Here is a 17,875-nt window from a genome sequence, read left to right on the forward strand (position 1 = left end):
ATGATCATCCGCGAGGCGGGCTACGTCCCGCTCAGCATCGCGCGGCAGTACGGCGGCGCGGCGGGGCTGCGCCGTCGCCAGCTTCGCGGGCTCAACCGGATGCTGGAGCTGGCGCGTACCCGGGTGCCCTACTACCGCGACGACCCCCGCTACGCGCGCGGCGGCCCGCTCCGTGACCTGGCCGAGCTGGCCGAGCTGCCGGTGCTGGACAAGCGGGTGCTGCGCGAGCAGCCACTGGAACGGCTGCTCGCCGACGGCGTCGACCAGGATCGGTGCCTGTCCTTCCAGACGAGCGGCAGCACCGGCCGCCGGGTCCGGATCCTGCACGACCGCGACAGCCACGACTACCACATGGCGGCCTGCGTGCGGCGGTTCCTGGCGACGGGCCGCTACCTGCCGACCGACCGGCTCAGCCATATCCGGCCGTTCGCGCCGCCCGCCCGGATGTTCGAGCGGTTCGGGCTGTTCCGGCGGCACGTGATCCTCTCCCACCGGCCGATGCGCGAGATCAAGGCGGAGCTCCTGGCCAACCGGCCCAAGGTGCTGATCGGCTACCCCGTGCACCTGCGGGCCCTGCTGCGCGAGCTCACCCCGGAGGAGCTCGCGCGGCTGCGGCGGACCCTGCGCATCGTCATGACCGAGTCGGAGCTGCTGCTTCCCGAGCACCGGGCGATGTTCGCCGAGCGGTTCGGCGCTCCGGTCTTCGACGAGTACTCGGCCTTCGAGGTGCTCAACGTCACCTACGACTGCCGCTACGGCCGCGCCCACCTGGGCGAGGACCGCGTCTACTGCGAGATCGTCGACGCGGCGGGCGATCCGGTCCCGGACGGCGAGGCCGGTCAGGTGGTCGTCACCGCCTTCATGGAGCGGGCCATGCCGCTGCTGCGCTACAGCCTGGGCGACATCGGCCTCATCGAGCCTGGCCGCTGCCGGTGCGGCCGCCGCTTCCGCATTCTGCGGCTCACCACTGGGCGCAGCAACGACTACGTCACGCTCCCGTCGGGCGAGCGGCTCTACCCCGACGCCTTTCTGCACCTGGCCGCCACCCATCCGGGCATCAGCGAGTGCTTCGTCCACCAGGACACGGCGGGCCTGGTGCGGGTGCACGTCGTGCCCAGCGCCGACCCGCCGGGCGAGGTGCTGGCGACCGTACGGGACAAGCTCTTCGGCCTGGCCGGTGGCGAGTTCCCGCTGGAGGTGGTGCCCGCCGAGACCGTCGAGATCACCGCCGGCGGCAAGGGCAGATTCGTCACCTCCGACTACGGCGCACCGCCCGCATGAGGCTCGCGGCACCCAGACAGCTGATGGTGCTGCTCGGCGGGCGGGCCGCCTTCCGGGGCACGCTCCTGCTGGCCAACGTCGTGCTCCTGGCGGTCTGGAGCTCCGGAGACTACGCCGGATACGCCCAGGCGATGGGCGGCGCGGCATTCCTGACGCCGCTCGCGTCGATCGGCATCGAGAAGTGCGCGCTGAAGCTGATCCCGCGGGCGCGGCACACCGTCGGCCTGCTGGTCGGCGTCTTCGTGGCGCTGGCCGGGCTGCTGCTGGTGATCGCGATCGCGGTCCTGGCGGGCGTGCTGCTGTTCGGGCACAACGGGCCGTGGCTCCTGGGCGGGCTGGCGGGCCTGTACGCGATCGGCATCGGCGGCAACCAGGTGCTGGTCGGCCTGAGCCGGGCCATCGGCCGGCCGGGCCGGGACGTGGCCAACCATCTCGTCCTGGCCACGGGCCTGGCCTGCTGGACCGGGGCGGCGGCGACCGGGCACGCCTCGCCCACGGTGTTCCTGGCCCTGTGCCTGACGAACGTGTCCGTGCTCAACGTGGTGCTGCTGACCAGGCTGCGGCCGAGTTTCGCCGGGCTGCGGCGCCGGGTCCTCGTACACGTCGCGGTGGGGACGTCCCTGCTGATGGCGATCCCCGACGTGGTCGCGGGCGTGTCGATGAGCCTGCTGTTCGTGACGCTCTCGGTCAGCGGCGCGCAGGCGGAGAGCACCGGGCTCTACATGGCCTCCGTCGCCTCGGGGACGCTGCTCAACGCGTTCGGCTACCTGCTGCGCGTCCTGCAGCCCGGCGTCTCCCAAGCACTGCACCAGCGGGACCTGTCCGCGGCGTACGAGCGGCTGTCCCGCTGGCTGCGCCTGCTGCTGCTCGCCGGGATCCCCTATGTGGCGGCCGTCTCCTGCGTGGCGCCGCTCCTGCTGCGCCCGCTCGGCGGGCTGGGGGTCGTCGTCCTGTACGTGGCCTGCGTCCCGATCATCTTCGCGGTGGGCAGCGCCAGTTACCTGATGGAGAACGCCACTCCCCTAGCGCTGCGCGTGACCGCGGCAGGCGCGGTGGTGTCGCTGGCGGCGGTCGTGGTGCTGGCGGCCGTCGTCGTGCCCTGGGCCGGGGCGCTCGGCGCGGTGGGCGTGCTGGCCGTCGGCGCGCTCGTCCACGCGGCGGTCCTCCTGCGCTGGCTCCGGCCACGGCGCACGCTCTCCCCTCACCCTGTAGCGAAGGAGTCCTTGTCATGACCCATACCTCGCTGGTCACCGGCGGCGCGGGTTTCATCGGCTCGCATGTGGCGACCGATCTGCTCCGGGCCGGTCATCGCGTGGTGGTGCTCGACGACCTCTCGGGCGGCGACCCGGCCAACGTCCCGGAGGGCGCCCGCTTCCACCAGGGCAGCGTCTGCGACCCCGAGGTGGTGGACGCGCTGTTCGCGGAGTGGCGCTTCGACTACGTCTTCCACCTGGCCGCGTACGCCGCCGAGGGGCTGAGTCACTTCATCAAGCGCTACAACTACACCAACAACGTGATCGGCAGCGTCAACCTCATCAACGCGGCCGTCAACGCCGGAACCGTCCGGTGCTTCGTCTTCACCTCCTCCATCGCCGTGTACGGCCACGCGGAGCCGCCGATGACCGAAGACCTGACGCCCGCGCCCGTGGACCCGTACGGGATCGCCAAATACGCGGTCGAGCAGGAGCTGAAGGTCACGCGCGAGATGTTCGGCCTGCCGTACGTCATCTTCCGCCCGCACAACGTCTACGGCGAGCGGCAGAACATCGGCGACCGCTACCGCAACGTCATCGGCATCTTCATGAACCAGATCCTGCGCGGCGAGGAGTGCACCGTCTTCGGGGACGGCGAGCAGACCAGGGCCTTCAGCCACATCGACGACGTCGCGCTGCCGATCGCCCGCTCGATCGGCAACCCGCGGGCCTACGGGGAGACCTTCAACATCGGCGGCGACCGGCCGTACACGGTCAACGAACTGGCGGGCGCGGTGGCGGCGGCCATGGACGCGCCGCTCCGGGTCCGGCATCTGCCGGCGCGGCACGAGGTGGTGCACGCCTACTCCTCCCATGACAAGGCCCGCGACCTGCTCGGTGTGGGGACGGGGTCGGTGCCGCTGGCCGACGGGCTCGCGCAGATGGCCGCGTGGGCGAAGAAGCACGGTCCGCAGGAACCGTCGGTGTTCTCGGGGATCGAGGTGGCCCGCAACATGCCGCCGTCGTGGCAGGCGCTCGTCGTCCCGTGACGGCCTACATCGTGGCAGGCGCTCGTCGTCCCGTGACGGCTTATTGACGGGACAGGGCCCGGGTGATGCCGGTGACGATGGTCGTGACCAGGATCCAGCCCGCCAGCACCAGGCCGTAGGCGACCCACTGGGCGCCGCCGACCGGCTGGAACGCCTTCTCCTGGCCGAAGTCGATCAACGGGAACAGCAGGTCCAGGGCGTACACCACGGCGTTGAACACGGGCCCCTTGCCCGCCTCGGCAGGCGGCGGGCGGTCGAGCGCGAACACCGTCGCCCCCACGACCAGCAGCGCGACGAACCAGGCGGCGGCGCGCAGCGGCCGGAAGCCATAGCCGACCGTGACGTCCTGCAGCACGCCCCATGCGCGGGCGGGCCTGCGGAGCGTGGCGCGCCGCCGCCGCTGCTTGGCCAGCAGGACCGTGCGGGCGTCCTCGTCGTGCCCGAGCCGCCGATAGGTGTTGGCCAGTTGCTCGTACGGCTGCGGCACGTACTCGTCCGAGCCGTCTTCCAGCCAGGCCAGCCGCCGGGCGGCGGGCAGCGTGGGATCCAGTGCCTCGTACGTCAGGCCGTCCTGCAGACGCGGCGACCAGGTGGCGGGGTCGTCGCGCAGCACCCCGATGCGGGCGTGCCGCAGGTCGACGGTGCCTTCGGGGGCCGACTTCGGGCGTAGGTACAGCTCACTCGCCTCCAACTGCCAGGCCGCCAGCGCCCGGCCGCCGGGGTTGGCGAGTGTGGCGTCGTTGAAGTACACGTGCCGGCGGACCTGGGTGCCGATCAGCGTGATCTCGCCGTCGGAGGTGAAGCCATGCCCGCAGAACAGCCCGCTGCCGATGGTCGCCGCGGCCGCGTCCAGCGTTTTGCCGCCGGGGGTGTTGCTCAGGCGGGCGCCGCTGAAGTCGGCGATCGTGCCGATGGTGGCGTCGACCAGCCGTACCACGCCCACGGACCGGAACCCGTCGACGCAGGCCAGCGCGCCGCCGATGGAGATGCCGTCGGCGTCCAGCGCCACCTTGCCCGGGGCGGAGAGGTCGGCGCCGGCCAGGCGCAGAGATCCGGTGACGCGGGCCTGGGACAGGTCGACCCGGCCGCGTGCCGTGAGCCCGCGCGCCTCGATCGTGCCCTCGACCTGGATCTCCTCTGCCTGGAGCGCGTCGCCGCCGGGGTTGTCCAGGCGGGCGCCGGTCAGGTTGAGCTCGCGGTCGACGCGGGAGTCCGCCAGCCGTACCGTGCCGTTGGCGGAGAAGGTCCCGCCCAGGTAGAGGCCGCCTTCGGCGGTGATCCGCGAGCCGCGGAAGGCCATCTCACCCGGGTGGTCGATGGTGGTGCCGGTCAGGGCGAAGGGCCCGGTGACGCGGGCGTTGCGCAGGCTGATCATCCCGGTGACCGTCATGCACCGGCAGAACACGTTGCCGTCGGCGACGAGGCCGTCCAGCGTCAGAGCGTGCCGGTCGGTCGCGGTCAGCCGGGCGTCGTCCATGATCAACGTACCGCCGACCTTGACGTTGGACAGCCGCACGTGGCCCTCGGCCCGCAGCTCGATGGCGGCGATCCCGCGGTCGGCCTGGAGCCGGTCGCAGTCGATCGCGAGCCCCGGCGCCCGCACCTGGGCGTGGTCAAGCGTGAGGCTGCCCGCGATGTGGGCGCCGCGCAGCTCCACCCGCCCCGTGAACAGGCAGCTCTCCAGCCTCAGGTGGCCGCCGATCTGGGCGTTCGACGCCGACAGGCCGGGCAGCCGGGACCGGGTGAAGCTCAGCTGCTGGCAGCGGGCCCAGTACAGGCGCGGCACCTGCTCGAAGTCGCAGGAGAGGAACCGCGCCGGGTGGCCGATGGTGGCGTGGGTCAGGTCCAGGAGTTCGGTGACGCGGGCGCCCTTGAGGCGCAGGGCCGGTAACCGCGCCGATTCCTCCCACTGGGCGGGTACCCGCACTGATTCCTCCCGCAGGGCGGGTGACCGCGCTGATTCCTCCCACCTGGCCGGTAACCGCGCTGATTCCTCCCGCAGGAGGAGCTCAGTGATCACTCCGGCGCGGACCGTCCGCTCCGCGCCCCAGCTCGCGCCGGTCGCCGGGTCGTCCTCGTCCGGTTTCCCGGTGCGGAAGTCGACCAGCTCGCCCCGGGGGAACGCCTCCCACACCCGGCGCTCGGCCGCGGACAGCTCCTCGACGCGCATGGCTGAATTCTGCCGCACGCCCAACGGCCGCCGATCATTTGACGCCGATCGACATCTCCACCTCTGAGCCGGTGCATGCGGTCGCTCCGGCGGGCGGGCTCAGGGCCGCCACCTTCCCGATCCAGTCGCGACCATTCCGGTCGCCGGCCTTCTCCACAGCCGCCTTTCCCGCGTCGAGCGGCCAGCCGCGCGCGCCCGCGGGCAAGCCGACGAGCTGCTCCGGCGCGATGTACGAAGGGGTGCCCATGATCTGACTGGTCGCCGTGGCCGTGGTGTCCGCCTCACGAGCGATGCCGAAATCGATGACGCGCGGCGCCGCAAGAAAGCCGACTCGACGAATGAGACAAATAGTAGAAAAGTTAACATTAAGGCGATTTCCTCTTAGCGGTCCGTTGGATTACGGGTGGCCTTCTCAAACACCATCTCCCCGGACGTAGCCTGGCCGGCCCGCATTCAGCACCGTCCGCGACCTGGCGTTTCGCCACGCCGAGGCCTCGAGCGGCTGCTGCTGTGACATGAAATGTCACGGTCCACTGAAAAGGACGGTAAAAACACAGGCTTGCGGACGAAGATCGCCATGCCTACGATCTGGAGGTAATTAATTCCTTTACAGGAAAGAGATATCACATGCCCGAAAAGTCCAACCTGGAACACCTGCGGCGAGTCGCGGCCCTCGCCGCCGCTACTGCGGCCGCGGCCGCAGCGCTCACTGTCGGCGCGGCCGCGGCTTCGGCCGACACCGGTTCTAGCGCGCTGGGCGCGGCGCTCGACCGCGTGGCCAGCGACGACGCCGTCTACACGCCGGCGCGCTGGTTCAATAGCTGATCCCAGGGCAACCGAGTTCCGGCTGCGCGGCGTCTTGCAGTCCAAGCCGCGCAGCCTTCTCCCTGCGAAAATACAGGGTAAGGATGGTTTAAGTGAGAGAACTCCCCCTGATCAGCCTTAACTCGATGGTGAGCCTAGGTACCAAGGTCAGTGAGTGGCCGACGAAGGATGTCGTCGACGCGGCCCTGGCGGATCCGCAGTGGCGGCCAAAACCATTCGTCGAATTCGTTCTCAAAGTTCACAGCAGGTGCAACCTCTCGTGTGACTATTGCTACGTATACGAGATGGCCGATGACAGCTGGAAAGACAACCCGGCCACTATGTCGAAGGACACCGTGGACCAGGCCGCCGCCCGCTTCGGTGAACACATGCGGGCCCACGCCGATGACATACCTGATGCCAAGGTGGTTCTGCACGGCGGCGAGCCGCTCATGGCGGGCCCCGAACTGATCACCTATCTCACTGAGCGCTTCCACGCCGAGACGCCACCTGGCATCGAGCTCGACATCCGTATGACCACGAACGCGGTGCTCCTCACCCCGGACAACCTCCGGCTGATGCGTGAATGTGGAATCCGCGCCTACGTCAGTCTGGACGGAGGCCGGGAAGCGCATGACCGGCACCGCAAGTACGCGAACGGTCGCGGCAGCTACGACGCGACCATCAGCGGCCTCAACGCCCTGCGCACCCCGGAGTATCGCGACCTGTTCTCCGGCCTGCTGTGCACGGTCGACGTGGCCAACGACCCGATCGACGTCTACGAGATGCTCATTGCCCATGAGCCGCCCATGGTCGACTTCCTGCTCCCGCATGGAAACTGGAACCAGCCGCCGCCGGCCTGGGGTGGCGACTCGAATACCACGACGTACGCCGACTGGCTGATCCCGATTTTCGATCGATGGTATGACGCTCCGGTACGTCCGACGTCGATCCGCCTGTTCGACGAGATCATCAACCTCGTCCTGGGCGGGCACAGCCACGCGGAGACCGTGGGACTCGCACCCTTCCAATCGCTCACTATCGACACCAACGGCTCGATCGACTTCTGCCACCAGCTCAAGTCGTCCTTCAATCGAGCCGCGATCAGCGGCCACCATGTGTCACGTGACTCGCTCGACGCGCTCATGCTGCAGCCCGGCTCGGTCGCCCGGCAGATCGGTGCTGACGCGCTCTGCGACACATGCAAGGCCTGCCCGATCAGCAACATCTGCGGCGGTGGACTCTACGCCCACCGCTACAAGGTCGGAACCGGCTATCTCAACCCGTCCGTCTACTGCGCCGACTTGTCCCGTCTTATCGGCCACATCGTCGAGCGTGTGGCCAAGGACGTACTGGAACACAACTAACCCAGCGGCGCCTTCCCGAGCAGGACAGCCCGAAGACCGCGAACACGACGCGGTCTTCGGGCGTTCGGCGAAATTCTTAAGTTCCTCAGGCCCCGCGCGCCCACCGGGCAGAGTCCTCGGTAACCAGGCCGAACCCGTCCGGGTTCACGAACGCACCTGAACACCGACTACTACCCCGACGTCATCAGCGGCTGGAACAGCGGCGACTGCCTGGCCGAGATCACCCGCCGCCTAGGCCGTGTACCGCTTCCCGCTCAACGCCATCCCCGCCTCTGTCTCGCGGGCGGCACGGCGGCGATCGACCACGTGACGCTGCCGTCGGGCATGTCGGCGGGCACCTACGCGCTGCTGCTCGACCTGCCCGACCCGCAGCTGTCGTCCCGGCCCGAATACTCGATCCGGCTGGCCAACGAGAACGTCTGGGAGGCCACCAACGGCTTCAACAGCCTGCTGCCACCGTCCACACCCGGTGCTCGGCCGTGGACAGCTCCTCGACGCACATGCCTGAATTCTGCCGCGCGCCCAACGGCCGCCGATCATTTGACGCCGATCGACATCTCCACCTCTGTGCCGGTGCACGCGGTCGCTCCGGCGGGCGGGCTCAGGGCCGCCACCTTGCCGATCCAGTCGGGTCCCTTCCGGTAGCCGACCTTCACCGTGAAGCCGGCCTTCTCCACGGCCGCCTTTCCCGCGTCGAGCGGCCAGCCGCGCGCGTCGGGCACGCGGGCGCGGGCCGCGCTCATCACCAGGTCGACCGTGCTCGTGCCCGGCCGTAGGGCGGCGCGCAGGACTTTGCCGGGCGGGCCACCGGTGGAGCAGTCCGGGGTGAGCTTTCCGGGGGCCAGCCCGGCCTGCTGGAGTCTGGACGCCGCGTCCTTCTGCCGCAGCCCGGCCACGACCGGCACCATCGGGCTGGGTGTCGCGCTGGGGGTGGCCGGACTGGTCCCGGTCAGGCCGGTCGTGGTCAGGTTGGTTGTGGTCAGGTTGGCTGTGTCCAGGCTGGTCGCGCTCGGGCTGGGCGTCGGGGGGTGGGTGGTGACGGTCGCGCCGGTCCGGGTGTCCGCGCTCACCGTCCGCGGGGCCCACGGCCGTACGGCTGCCGCGCCTACGCCGACACCGACCAGCAGGGCGGCGGCCACCGTGAGCGCCACGCGACGCCCCGACCGCGCACCACCGGACGGCCCGGCGGACGGCCCAGTGGACGGCTCAGCGGGTTGCTCGGTAGGCGGATCAATAGGCGGCTCGGCGGACAGGGCGGCGGGTGGGGCGAGGTCGGCGGCGGCCTTGAGGTCGCCCGACCTGCCCCCGAGCAGCGTCAGCAGGAGCTCCTGCGCGGTGGGCCGGGTCGCCGGGTCCTTGGCGAGGCATCGCTCCACCAGGTCGCGCAGCGGCAGCTGGATCGGGGACAGATCGGGCGTATCGTTCAGCACGCGGTTGATCACCGCAGGAATCGAGTCCTGCCCGAACGGCGCCTTCCCCATGGCCGCGAACGCGATCGTCACACCCCAGGCGAACACGTCGGAGGGGGCGCCCGCGGGCAAGCCGGCGAGTTGTTCCGGCGAGATGTACGCGGGCGTGCCCATGATCTGACTGGTCGCCGTGGCCGTGGTGTCCGCCTCACGAGCGATGCCGAAATCGATGACGCGTGGACCGTCGGGACCGATCAGCACGTTTCCCGGCTTGAAGTCGCGATGCACGATGCCGGCCTGGTGGATGGCGGTCAGGGCGGTGGCGGTCCCGATCGCGAGCCGCTCCAGCGCGCTCCCGATGACCGGACCGTCCTTCGCCACCCGTTCGGCCAAGGAGGGCCCGTCGATGAACTCACTGATCAAGTACGGCTGACCGCCGAGCATCCCGGCGTCCACCACCTGAGCCGTACAGAATCGGGCCACCTGTTTGGCCAGGGCCACCTCGCGCATGAACATGCGCTGCGCCCGCTCGTCGTCCCACGAACCGGCGTTCAGCAGCTTCGCGGCGACACGCTGCCCGGTCGGCCCTTCCGGCCCGTCCGCTTCCGCGAGGTACACCTCACCTTGGCCGCCTCTGCCGATCCGGCCGATCACCCGATAGACGCCCAGCCGGCGTGGGTCACCCGTACGCAGGGGCTCGATAGCGCGCATCGCTTCCTCCCGAGAAAGTCACCCCTTATTCGCGTCAGTCCCACACGCGGATTGCGCGAAATACTAAAACCCTTATTTCCTACCTGTTGTGTTGACTATAGGAGCGTCCCCGATCTACGGTGAGAACTGTGACGCCCATGGTTCTCACCATCCGAGGTCACGTGGACTTCTGCCGCGTGGCCAGCGCGCTCTGTCCGTCCTTCCGTTGATCGGCCGACATCCCATCTCCTGGAAGGACCACATCCATGTCAACCCTGCACATCGACCCCGTAGCGGGCCGGATCGGCGCCCAGGTCAGCGGTGTACGGCTCGGCGGCGACCTGCCCGCCGACGTCGTCGCCGAGATCCGCCTCGCGCTGCTCGCCCACAAGGTGCTCTTCTTCCGCGGCCAGGACCACCTGGACGAGGAGCGGCAGGTCGCCTTCGCCCGGCTGCTCGGCGACCTGACCACCGCGCATCCCACCGTGCCCGCCCTCGACGACAACGCGCACATCCTCGACCTCGACTATCGCAAGGGGCACAAGGTCGACCGCTGGCACACCGACGTCACGTTCGTCGACCGGCCGCCGCTCGCCTCGGTCCTGCGGGCCATCACCATTCCCCCGGCGGGCGGCGACACGCTGTGGGCCAACACCGTGGCCGCCTACGAGTACCTGCCCGCCGAGCTGCGTGACCTGCTCGACCGGTTGCGGGCCGTACACACCAACCAGTACGACTACGCGCGCATCGCGACGTCGGAGGATCCCGCGCGGACCCGCGAGTACGCCGAGGTCTTCGCCGCCACCGTCTACGAGACCGAGCACCCGGTGGTGCGCGTACACCCGGAGACGGGCGAGCGGGCCATCCTGCTGGGCGACTTCGCCAAGCGGCTGATCGGACTGTCGGCGCAGACCTCCGCCTCGGTCATCAAGCTGATCCAGGAGCAGGTCACCCAGGTGGAGAACACCGTCCGCTGGCGATGGGCGCCCGGCGACGTGGCCATCTGGGACAACCGCGCCACCCAGCACCGCGTCGTGCACGACTTCGGCGACCAACCGCGCCGCCTGCACCGGGTCACGATCGCGGGCGACGTCCCGGTGGACGTGGACGGACGGACCAGCACGGTGCTGAAGGGGGACGCGGCCGCGTACTCACCTGTCGCGGCCTGACCCCGCGAACGGCCTGTCGTCCAGGGAGACGACTACGCGGCCTGGCCGAGCGAGACCGCCGATCGATCGAGGGGGTGGTCCCGCCCGGCCAGGCCGGGATGGTGGGCGGCCGGGCGTGCATTTCCTATTGGTCGCGGACCGGGATCGGCTCGGCCAGCGCAGCCCGGCTGGGAGGTGCGGGGAAGGGGTCGGCGAAGTATTGGGTCTCGTGCGTCACGAGGCCATCGGTGATCTCCATGACGCTGAGCGAGTGTGTGGGCACGCCGTCATAGGTGATCACACACTCACTCACCCAAACGCCGCCGCCGCCCAGGATCCGGCGGATGGTGAAGTGGCGTTCGGCCGGGTGCCCGCCGCGTTGCGCCTGGATCCTCGCCCGGCCTCTGAAGCGCTCGCCCGACTGCGGGTAGTCCAGGATCGCGTCCGCGGCGTAGATCGAATGCTCGGCGTCGACATCGCCGCGTTCGGAGGCCGCCCAATGCTCCTGGAGCCGAGCCCGGATCTCAGCTTCGGGATCCCTTGCGCTGTTCACTCGTTACACCCCTCGTGACCAGTAGAAATGTCGCTCGGCCCGCACGATAGATGCTACTTGAGGGTTCGCCTGCGGCTCGGGACGGCTCAGGCCAGTTCGTCGGCGAGGGCCCGTTCGATGCGCTGCCAGGTCTCGGCGTGGTACGGCGAGTCCTCCTGTGCCAGGAAGGCGTGTGGGGCGCCCGCCAGGACGACCATCTCGTGCCTGATCCCGTCGGCCTGAAGGCGCTCGGCGATGGCCGTCCGTTGCTCTTCGGTGATCGCGTGGTCGCGGTCGCCGACGATGTACACCAGCTTGCCCTTGATGCCCGGGGTCAGGTCGAGCGTGGGTTCCGGGCTGCTCACCGGGATGTCGGTGCCCGTCAGCCAGCCCGCGTACAGGACCACGGTAATCGGGAAGCCGAGTTGGGTGGCGGCCAGGTAGGCCAGGTGGCCGCCCAGGCTCAGGCCCACCATGCCGACCGCGCCACTCGTGTCGTCGCGGGCCGCGAGGTAGTCGACGGCCGCGCGGGTGTCTTCCAGCACTCCTGTACGGCTCAGCGTCGCTATCAGTTCGAACCCGCGTGCGCGGCCCTCGTCGGTGGCCGGCAGCTCCACGCCCGGGTCGGCGCGATGGTAGTAGTCGGGGGCCAGCACCACGTACCCCATGCCCGCGATCCGGTCCGCGACCGCGCGCACGTCCTCGGTCAGCCCGAACAGCTGGTGGGCCACGATGACGGCCGGATACACGCCGTCCCCGGCGGGGCGGACGAGGTATCCACCCATGGGACCGTCGCTGGTCAGCACCGTGGGATTCACGGTGCCGTGCCGGTGCCTGAGGCGACGTCGGCAAGGGCGGACAGGACGGCTTCGGCCACACCTGTGGCGGAGGCTGGGTTCTGGCCTGTCACCAGGCGGCCGTCGCGGATCACCTGGGGCTGGAAGTCGGGGGCGGGCACGTGGTCGGCGCCCAGTTCGCGCAGGCGGGAGGCGAGCAGGAAAGGAACCACCGAGGTCAGCCCGACGGCCGCCTCCTCGGCATCGGTGAAGGCCGCCACCCGGCGCCCCGCCACCAGCGGCGTGCCGTCGGACAATGTCACGCCGACCAGGGCAGCCGGGCCGTGGCACACGGCGGCGACTACGCCGCCGTTCTCCCAGATGGTACGGGTCAGAGCGGCCATGGCAGGGTTGTCAGGGAAGTCCCACATCGTGCCGTGCCCGCCGGCGAACAGGATCGCGCTGTACCCGGACGGATCAACATCCTCCGGCCGAGGTGTTTTGCCAAGCGACGGCAGGGCGAGGAAGCGTTGCTGGACGGGGTCGTCCAGGTCCACCCCGTCGCGCGGCGGCTCGCCACCGGCGACGCTCACGAGGTCGACCTCGAATCCGGCCTTGGTGAAGAGCTCCCAGGGATGGGCCGCCTCCGGGACGTAGAAACCCGTGTCCCTGCCGGTGTCGCCCAGTGCGGCGTGGCTGGTCAGTGCGATCAGAATGCGTTGGGTCATGGCCCCATGATCGCCCTCGGGGGCCATCGGCCGCCAATAGCCCGATGTGGGTGCATCCATCAGCATTCTGATAGCTGGCCGCTCCGCCCACGACCGTATCCCTGTGACGGTCCGTGGTGGCTAGGGTCCTTCGGGAAGGACACCTGCTCCGGAGGAACGGAAGGATCCAGCGACTTTGGTCGGCCTTGGAGGCTGCCAAAGGTCGATGTGCCGGTGGGCTCGGCTTCTCTAGCGTCGGGATCATGACACTGACCGAGGCGCCGGGCTCACGGCGTGTGCACGAGATCGACGCCGTCCGGGGGTTCGCGCTGGCGGGCATCCTCGTGGCGAACATCGGGTTCTTCGCCGATCCCGGCTACGCCGTGGGGACGGGCATCTTGCCCATCACCGAGGGGCCGGTCGCGTACCTCGTCAGCACGCTGGTGCTGACGAAGTTCTACATCCTGTTCTCCTTCCTGTTCGGCTACTCCTTCACGCTCCAGACGCGCGACGGGGTCAACGTCAAGGCCAGGATGCTGCGGCGCTGCCTCGGTCTCTTCGTGATCGGGGTGCTGCACGGGTTCCTGCTGTGGGTCGGCGACATCCTCACGCTGTACGCCACCCTCGGAGTGATCCTGCTGGCGATGCGCGGCATCTCGCCCAGGAAGGCCGTCGTCACCGGCTGCGTCATCATCGGCGTCATGTCGGTGATCTGGCTGCTGCTGGCCGGGCTGACCCTGCTCGACCCGGCGACGGGCACGGCAGCGGGCACGGCGGCGGTGACCGACGCGGCGGCCGGGGCGCGGGCGGAGGCGCTGGTCACGGGTGGGCCGTTGAGCTTCCTGTCGTTCCAGGTGGAGACGTACCCGGCGCTGGCCGCGATGGTGTGGATCGGGCAGGGGCCGATGGCGATGGCGATGTTCCTGTTCGGGCTGGCGGCGGGCCGGTCAAGGCTGTTCGAGGAGCCGGAGCGCTGGGCCCATCTCGTGCCGCGCGTCCAGTGGTTGGGCTTCGGCGTCGGCCTGCCCGCCGCGGTCTTCTTCACCTGGGCGTCGTCCTCGTCCGGGGACACGCTGGATCTGCTCGCGCTGGCGGTGAACAACGTGGGCTCGGTGCTGCTGACGGCCGCCTACGTGGTCACCCTGCTCCAGGCGTTCAAGCGCTTTCCCGCCGTCATCGGCGTGCTGTCGCCGGCCGGGCGGGTGGCGGCCTCCAACTACATCGGGCAGTCGCTGCTCTGCTGCCTGGTCTTCACCGGCTACGGACTGGCCCTGGCGGGCAAGTTGTCGCCGCTCGCCGTGATGGGCGTGGCCGCGGTGATCTACGCGCTCCTGCTCGGGCTGAGCTGGTGGTGGCTGCGGAGCCATCGTTACGGCCCGATCGAGTACGGCCTTCGCCGTCTCACCGCGGGTCGGGGTTGACACGGATCAGGGCCTGGTCTTCTCTGCAACGAAAGGGCGGATCCAAGGGGGCACGGCATGGCCATGGTTCGACGGTTCACACTCGCCCTCACCGTCGCCGTCGCGCTGGTCGGGCTCCCGGTCATACCGGCGCAGGCCCGGGGTCCCGCCCCTGCCGGGCCGGGTGTGGCGTCTCACTTCGGGTTGGCGCGCAAGGACTGCGTCGGTACGGCCGCGGGCCGGGCCTCCAAGGTCTGGTACACGGTCGCGGGCGGCGTGCTGTCCGACGTCTACGAGCCGACCATCGACAACACCAACGTCGAGACGATGCAGTTCGCCGTCACCGACGGCACGACGTTCACCGAGCTGCAGTCCCGCGACACCACCTACAAGGTGAGCACCGACCGCTCCGGCATGACCTGCACGATCACCTCCTCCAGCAAGACCGGCCGCTACCGCCTGACCACCACCTATCTCACCGATCCGGACAGCGACGCCGTCGTGGTCAGGACCCGGCTCCAGCCGGCCGGACTGCGCCTGTACGTACGGCTGGACGCGAGCGTCAACGGCAACGGAGGCGGCGGCACGCCGAACGGCGGGGCAGACAGCGGCGTGGTGGACGGCCAGACCGGCGCCCCGGTGATCTCCGACCCGAACACCGAGACCTCCGCACCCGCCCGCGACTACGCCGTACCCACCCACCTGGCGCTGCGCGCGGAGCGGCGGCTGCCGCAGGCGGGCGTCGGCTACGCGGGAACGCCCAGCGACGGCGCCGCGCAGTTGGACGCCGACCACACGCTGACCCCCAACGCCACCGCGCCGGACGGCAACGTGGTCGCCACCGCCCGGCTGCCCCTGGACGGCTCGGGTGCGGTGACCTTCGCGCTCGGCTTCGGCCGTACGGCGGCCGCCGCGTTGCGGACCGCGGGCGAGGCCGCCGCCCGGCCGTTCGCGACCACCCGAGCCCGGTACGAGGCGGGCTGGGCCACCTACGACGCCGGGCTGCGCAGGCCGCCCGCCTCGCTCGCCGACGCCTACCGCTTGTCCGCCAACGTGCTGAAAGCGAGCGAGGACAAGACCTTCCCCGGAGCCGTCGTCGCCTCGCTGGCCAGCCCATGGGGTCAGGCGGTCGGCGCGGGCGAGAAGGTGGGCGGCAAGGCGGTCTATTTCGGGTCGTATCGCGAGGTGTTCGCCCGCGACCTGTACGAGGCGTTCACCGGCTTCCTCACCGACGGCGACCTGGCGACCGCCCGCGCCACGGCCCGCTTCCTGCTGGAACGCCAGCAACTGCCCGACGGCCGCCTGCCGCGCAACTCCCTGCTGAACGGCCGGCTCGCCCCCGACTCGGGCGGCGACCAGCTCGACGAGAGCGCGTACCCGATCCTGATGGCCCACCAGGCCGGGATCGGCGCGGAGCTGTGGGAACACGTCCGCCAGGCCGCGGACTTCCTGGTCGCGCACGGGCCCGCGTTCGGCGTCGAGCGCTGGGAGGAGCAGCAGGGCTACTCGCCGTCCACGATCGCGGCCGAGATCGCCGGTCTCGTCGCCGCCGGGGAGATCGCCGCCGGCCGCGACGACCAGGGCCGGGCCAGGCTCTACCGCGCCACCGCCGACCACTTCGCCCGCTCGGTCAAGGGCTGGACGGTCACCACGACCGGCCCGTACGCCCCCCGCTACTTCCTGCGCCTGTCACGCACCGGCGACCCGGACGCCGCCGCCCCGTACAACCTCGGCAACGGCGGCCCGACCGAGGACCAGCGCCGGGTGGTGGACGCGGGCTTCCTGGAGCTGACCCGGCTGGGCGTCCTGCCCGCCACCGACCCCGACGTGCTGGCCAGTCTGCCGGTCGTGGACCGGGTGATCGGGCGTACGACGCCGAACGGCCGGGGCTGGTACCGCTACGGCTCCGACACCGCGGGCACCGAGGACGGCTACGGCGACTGCTACGAGCCCGACCCCACCTCCTGCGCCCCGTCGGGGTGGCCCTGGCCCACCGCGAACACCGGCTCGGGCCACCTGTGGCCGGTCCTGTCCGGCGAACGGGCCGAGCAGGCGTTGCAGACCGGCGACCCGCGTACGGCGGCGTCCCTCCTGGCGGCGATGCGCGCCATGTCCTCCGGCACCGGCCTGGTCCCGGAGCAGGCGTGGGAGAACCCGGACCTGGCCGCCGCGCCGTACGGCACCGACCCGGCCACCGCCTCGATCGGCTTCCGCGACGGCGAGCCCGCCGGCTCGGCCTCCCCGCTGACCTGGGCGCAGGCCCAGGAGGTGCGGCTGATCCTCTCGCTCGCGGCGGGCCGCCCGGCCGAGCAGCCCGAGATCGTACGCCGCCGCTACGCCGCCCACGGCATGCCCGCGACGGCGCCGCTCACCGTCACCGCCCCGGCGGAAGGGAGCACCGCCACCGGCACATCGGTCACGGTCGAAGGGACCACCGCGCCCGGTGCGCGCGTCGACGTCGCGGCCACGCCCATCGACATCGGCGCAGCCACCAAGGTCGTCTCGGTACGGGCCGGAGCCGACGGCCGCTTCACCGCCCAGGCGCCGGTCTCGTTCGGCGAGGTCGTACTCACCGTGACCGCCACAACCCCCGACGGCCGCACCGGGTACGCCCGGCGGTCGGTCATCGGCGACATCACCGGCGCCACGACCGTCCTCGACGTCACCGACCCCGAAGGCGACGACGACGGGCCGGGCACCTACGCCTACCCGACGGCCGCCGACTTCCACGCGGGCGCCTTCGACCTACGCAGGTTCCAGGTGATCATGGACGCGAGCACCGTCTACCTGCGCGCCGAGATCGCCGACCTCACTCCCACCTTCGGCAGCCAGATCGGCGCCCAGCTGCTCGACGTGTACGTCCAGGACCCGGCCGTGACCGCACGCTCGACCGATCCGGCGTTCCCGCAGCGCAACTACCGCATCGCCGAGCAGGACGCCTGGTCGCAGCGGGTCGAGGCGCAGGGCTTCGCCGCTCCGGTCTGGGTGACGGCCGCCGGCGCCGCCCGGTCCGGGGCCGCCGTCCGCGGCTCCGGCACCACCCGCACGATCACGATCGCCCTGCCCAAGGCGGACTTCGGCACGCCGGGGCCCGGCTGGCGGTTCGCGGTCGTGCTCGCCGGTCAGGACGGGTTCAGCGCCGACCAGGCCAGGGGATTCACCGCCGCTCCCCAGCCGTACCAGTTCGGCGTGTGCGCCCCCGGCGGGACCGCTCCCCTGTGCTCCGTCGACCCCGGCGGCGTGCCCAAGGCCGTGGACGTGCTCACCCCGGCCGGACAGTCGCAAGCCGACGAACTGAACCCGCTCCTCGGCCCGGTCACTCTGCGGGCGGTTCGGGTCCCCTGAGGCT

Annotated in this window: 15 protein-coding genes; 9 read left to right on the forward strand and 6 right to left on the reverse strand. The window is 70.7% G+C overall.

The genetic code is table 11. The features are described 5' to 3' along the window. Genes AB0B64_RS02120 through AB0B64_RS02130 form a run of 3 tightly spaced genes read left to right on the forward strand, consistent with a single transcriptional unit; the run spans position 1 to position 3,523 of the window. A complete protein-coding gene (locus AB0B64_RS02120) occupies positions 1-1,281 on the forward strand; it encodes a hypothetical protein (RefSeq protein WP_358173961.1) in 1,281 nt (426 codons plus the stop codon). Then, positions 1,278-2,513: a hypothetical protein gene (locus AB0B64_RS02125; RefSeq protein ID WP_358173963.1), complete on the forward strand. Its 1,236-nt coding sequence runs from the start codon at positions 1,278-1,280 to the stop codon at positions 2,511-2,513. The genes AB0B64_RS02120 and AB0B64_RS02125 overlap by 4 nt, the downstream gene beginning before the upstream one ends. Beyond that, complete coding sequence (locus tag AB0B64_RS02130; RefSeq protein ID WP_358173966.1) at positions 2,510-3,523, forward strand: NAD-dependent epimerase/dehydratase family protein; 1,014 nt, start codon at positions 2,510-2,512, stop codon at positions 3,521-3,523. The genes AB0B64_RS02125 and AB0B64_RS02130 overlap by 4 nt, the downstream gene beginning before the upstream one ends. 40 nt (positions 3,524-3,563) lie before the next feature. Here the strand turns inward: AB0B64_RS02130 and AB0B64_RS02135 are convergent, their stop codons facing one another. Beyond that, positions 3,564-5,693, reverse strand: coding sequence for a hypothetical protein (locus tag AB0B64_RS02135; RefSeq protein WP_358173968.1), 2,130 nt, complete (start codon positions 5,691-5,693; stop codon positions 3,564-3,566). 34 nt (positions 5,694-5,727) lie between these two features. Next, positions 5,728-5,940, reverse strand: coding sequence for a hypothetical protein (locus tag AB0B64_RS02140; protein ID WP_357947899.1), 213 nt, complete (start codon positions 5,938-5,940; stop codon positions 5,728-5,730). A 380-nt stretch (positions 5,941-6,320) separates the two neighbouring features. Between AB0B64_RS02140 and AB0B64_RS02145 the strand changes: the two genes are divergently transcribed. The 3 genes from AB0B64_RS02145 to AB0B64_RS02155 all read left to right on the forward strand — a co-directional run bounded on the left by AB0B64_RS02145 (position 6,321) and on the right by AB0B64_RS02155 (position 8,509). Continuing rightward, a complete protein-coding gene (locus AB0B64_RS02145; protein ID WP_357947896.1) occupies positions 6,321-6,518 on the forward strand; it encodes a hypothetical protein in 198 nt (65 codons plus the stop codon). Between the two features lie 92 nt (positions 6,519-6,610). After that, positions 6,611-7,864: an FxsB family cyclophane-forming radical SAM/SPASM peptide maturase gene (locus AB0B64_RS02150; protein ID WP_357947893.1), complete on the forward strand. Its 1,254-nt coding sequence runs from the start codon at positions 6,611-6,613 to the stop codon at positions 7,862-7,864. A gap of 219 nt (positions 7,865-8,083) precedes the next feature. Next, on the forward strand, positions 8,084-8,509 hold the full coding sequence (locus AB0B64_RS02155; protein WP_358174780.1) for a DUF4832 domain-containing protein: 426 nt from the start codon (positions 8,084-8,086) through the stop codon (positions 8,507-8,509). Here AB0B64_RS02155 and AB0B64_RS02160 read toward each other — a convergent pair. Continuing rightward, on the reverse strand, positions 8,401-9,984 hold the full coding sequence (locus tag AB0B64_RS02160; protein WP_358173971.1) for a protein kinase: 1,584 nt from the start codon (positions 9,982-9,984) through the stop codon (positions 8,401-8,403). The genes AB0B64_RS02155 and AB0B64_RS02160 overlap by 109 nt on opposite strands. A gap of 245 nt (positions 9,985-10,229) precedes the next feature. On the opposite strand from AB0B64_RS02160, the gene AB0B64_RS02165 reads away from it, so the two are divergent. Next, complete coding sequence (locus AB0B64_RS02165; RefSeq protein WP_357947888.1) at positions 10,230-11,132, forward strand: TauD/TfdA family dioxygenase; 903 nt, start codon at positions 10,230-10,232, stop codon at positions 11,130-11,132. Between the two features lie 124 nt (positions 11,133-11,256). Here AB0B64_RS02165 and AB0B64_RS02170 read toward each other — a convergent pair whose 3' ends face one another. The 3 genes from AB0B64_RS02170 to AB0B64_RS02180 form a co-directional block, all read right to left on the reverse strand. After that, positions 11,257-11,664 carry a nuclear transport factor 2 family protein gene (locus AB0B64_RS02170; protein ID WP_357947886.1) on the reverse strand — a complete coding sequence of 136 codons (408 nt, stop codon included), beginning with the start codon at positions 11,662-11,664 and terminating at the stop codon, positions 11,257-11,259. 86 nt (positions 11,665-11,750) lie between these two features. Next, on the reverse strand, positions 11,751-12,461 hold the full coding sequence (locus tag AB0B64_RS02175) for a dienelactone hydrolase family protein (RefSeq protein WP_358173974.1): 711 nt from the start codon (positions 12,459-12,461) through the stop codon (positions 11,751-11,753). Further along, the gene (locus tag AB0B64_RS02180) at positions 12,458-13,147 is read right to left on the reverse strand and encodes a type 1 glutamine amidotransferase domain-containing protein (protein ID WP_357947880.1); all 690 of its coding nucleotides are present in this window, start codon (positions 13,145-13,147) and stop codon (positions 12,458-12,460) included. The genes AB0B64_RS02175 and AB0B64_RS02180 overlap by 4 nt, the downstream gene beginning before the upstream one ends. A 242-nt stretch (positions 13,148-13,389) precedes the next feature. On the opposite strand from AB0B64_RS02180, the gene AB0B64_RS02185 reads away from it, so the two are divergent. Both AB0B64_RS02185 and AB0B64_RS02190 read left to right on the forward strand, forming a co-directional pair. Further along, positions 13,390-14,547 (forward strand): DUF418 domain-containing protein, encoded by a 1,158-nt coding sequence (locus tag AB0B64_RS02185; protein WP_357947879.1) that lies wholly within the window; start codon positions 13,390-13,392, stop codon positions 14,545-14,547. Between the two features lie 57 nt (positions 14,548-14,604). Further along, positions 14,605-17,871, forward strand: coding sequence for a glucodextranase DOMON-like domain-containing protein (locus tag AB0B64_RS02190; protein WP_358173977.1), 3,267 nt, complete (start codon positions 14,605-14,607; stop codon positions 17,869-17,871). Positions 17,872-17,875 lie beyond the last annotated feature (4 nt).

It is taken from the genome of Nonomuraea sp. NPDC049129 (assembly GCF_040648495.1).
GTDB lineage: Bacteria > Actinomycetota > Actinomycetes > Streptosporangiales > Streptosporangiaceae > Nonomuraea.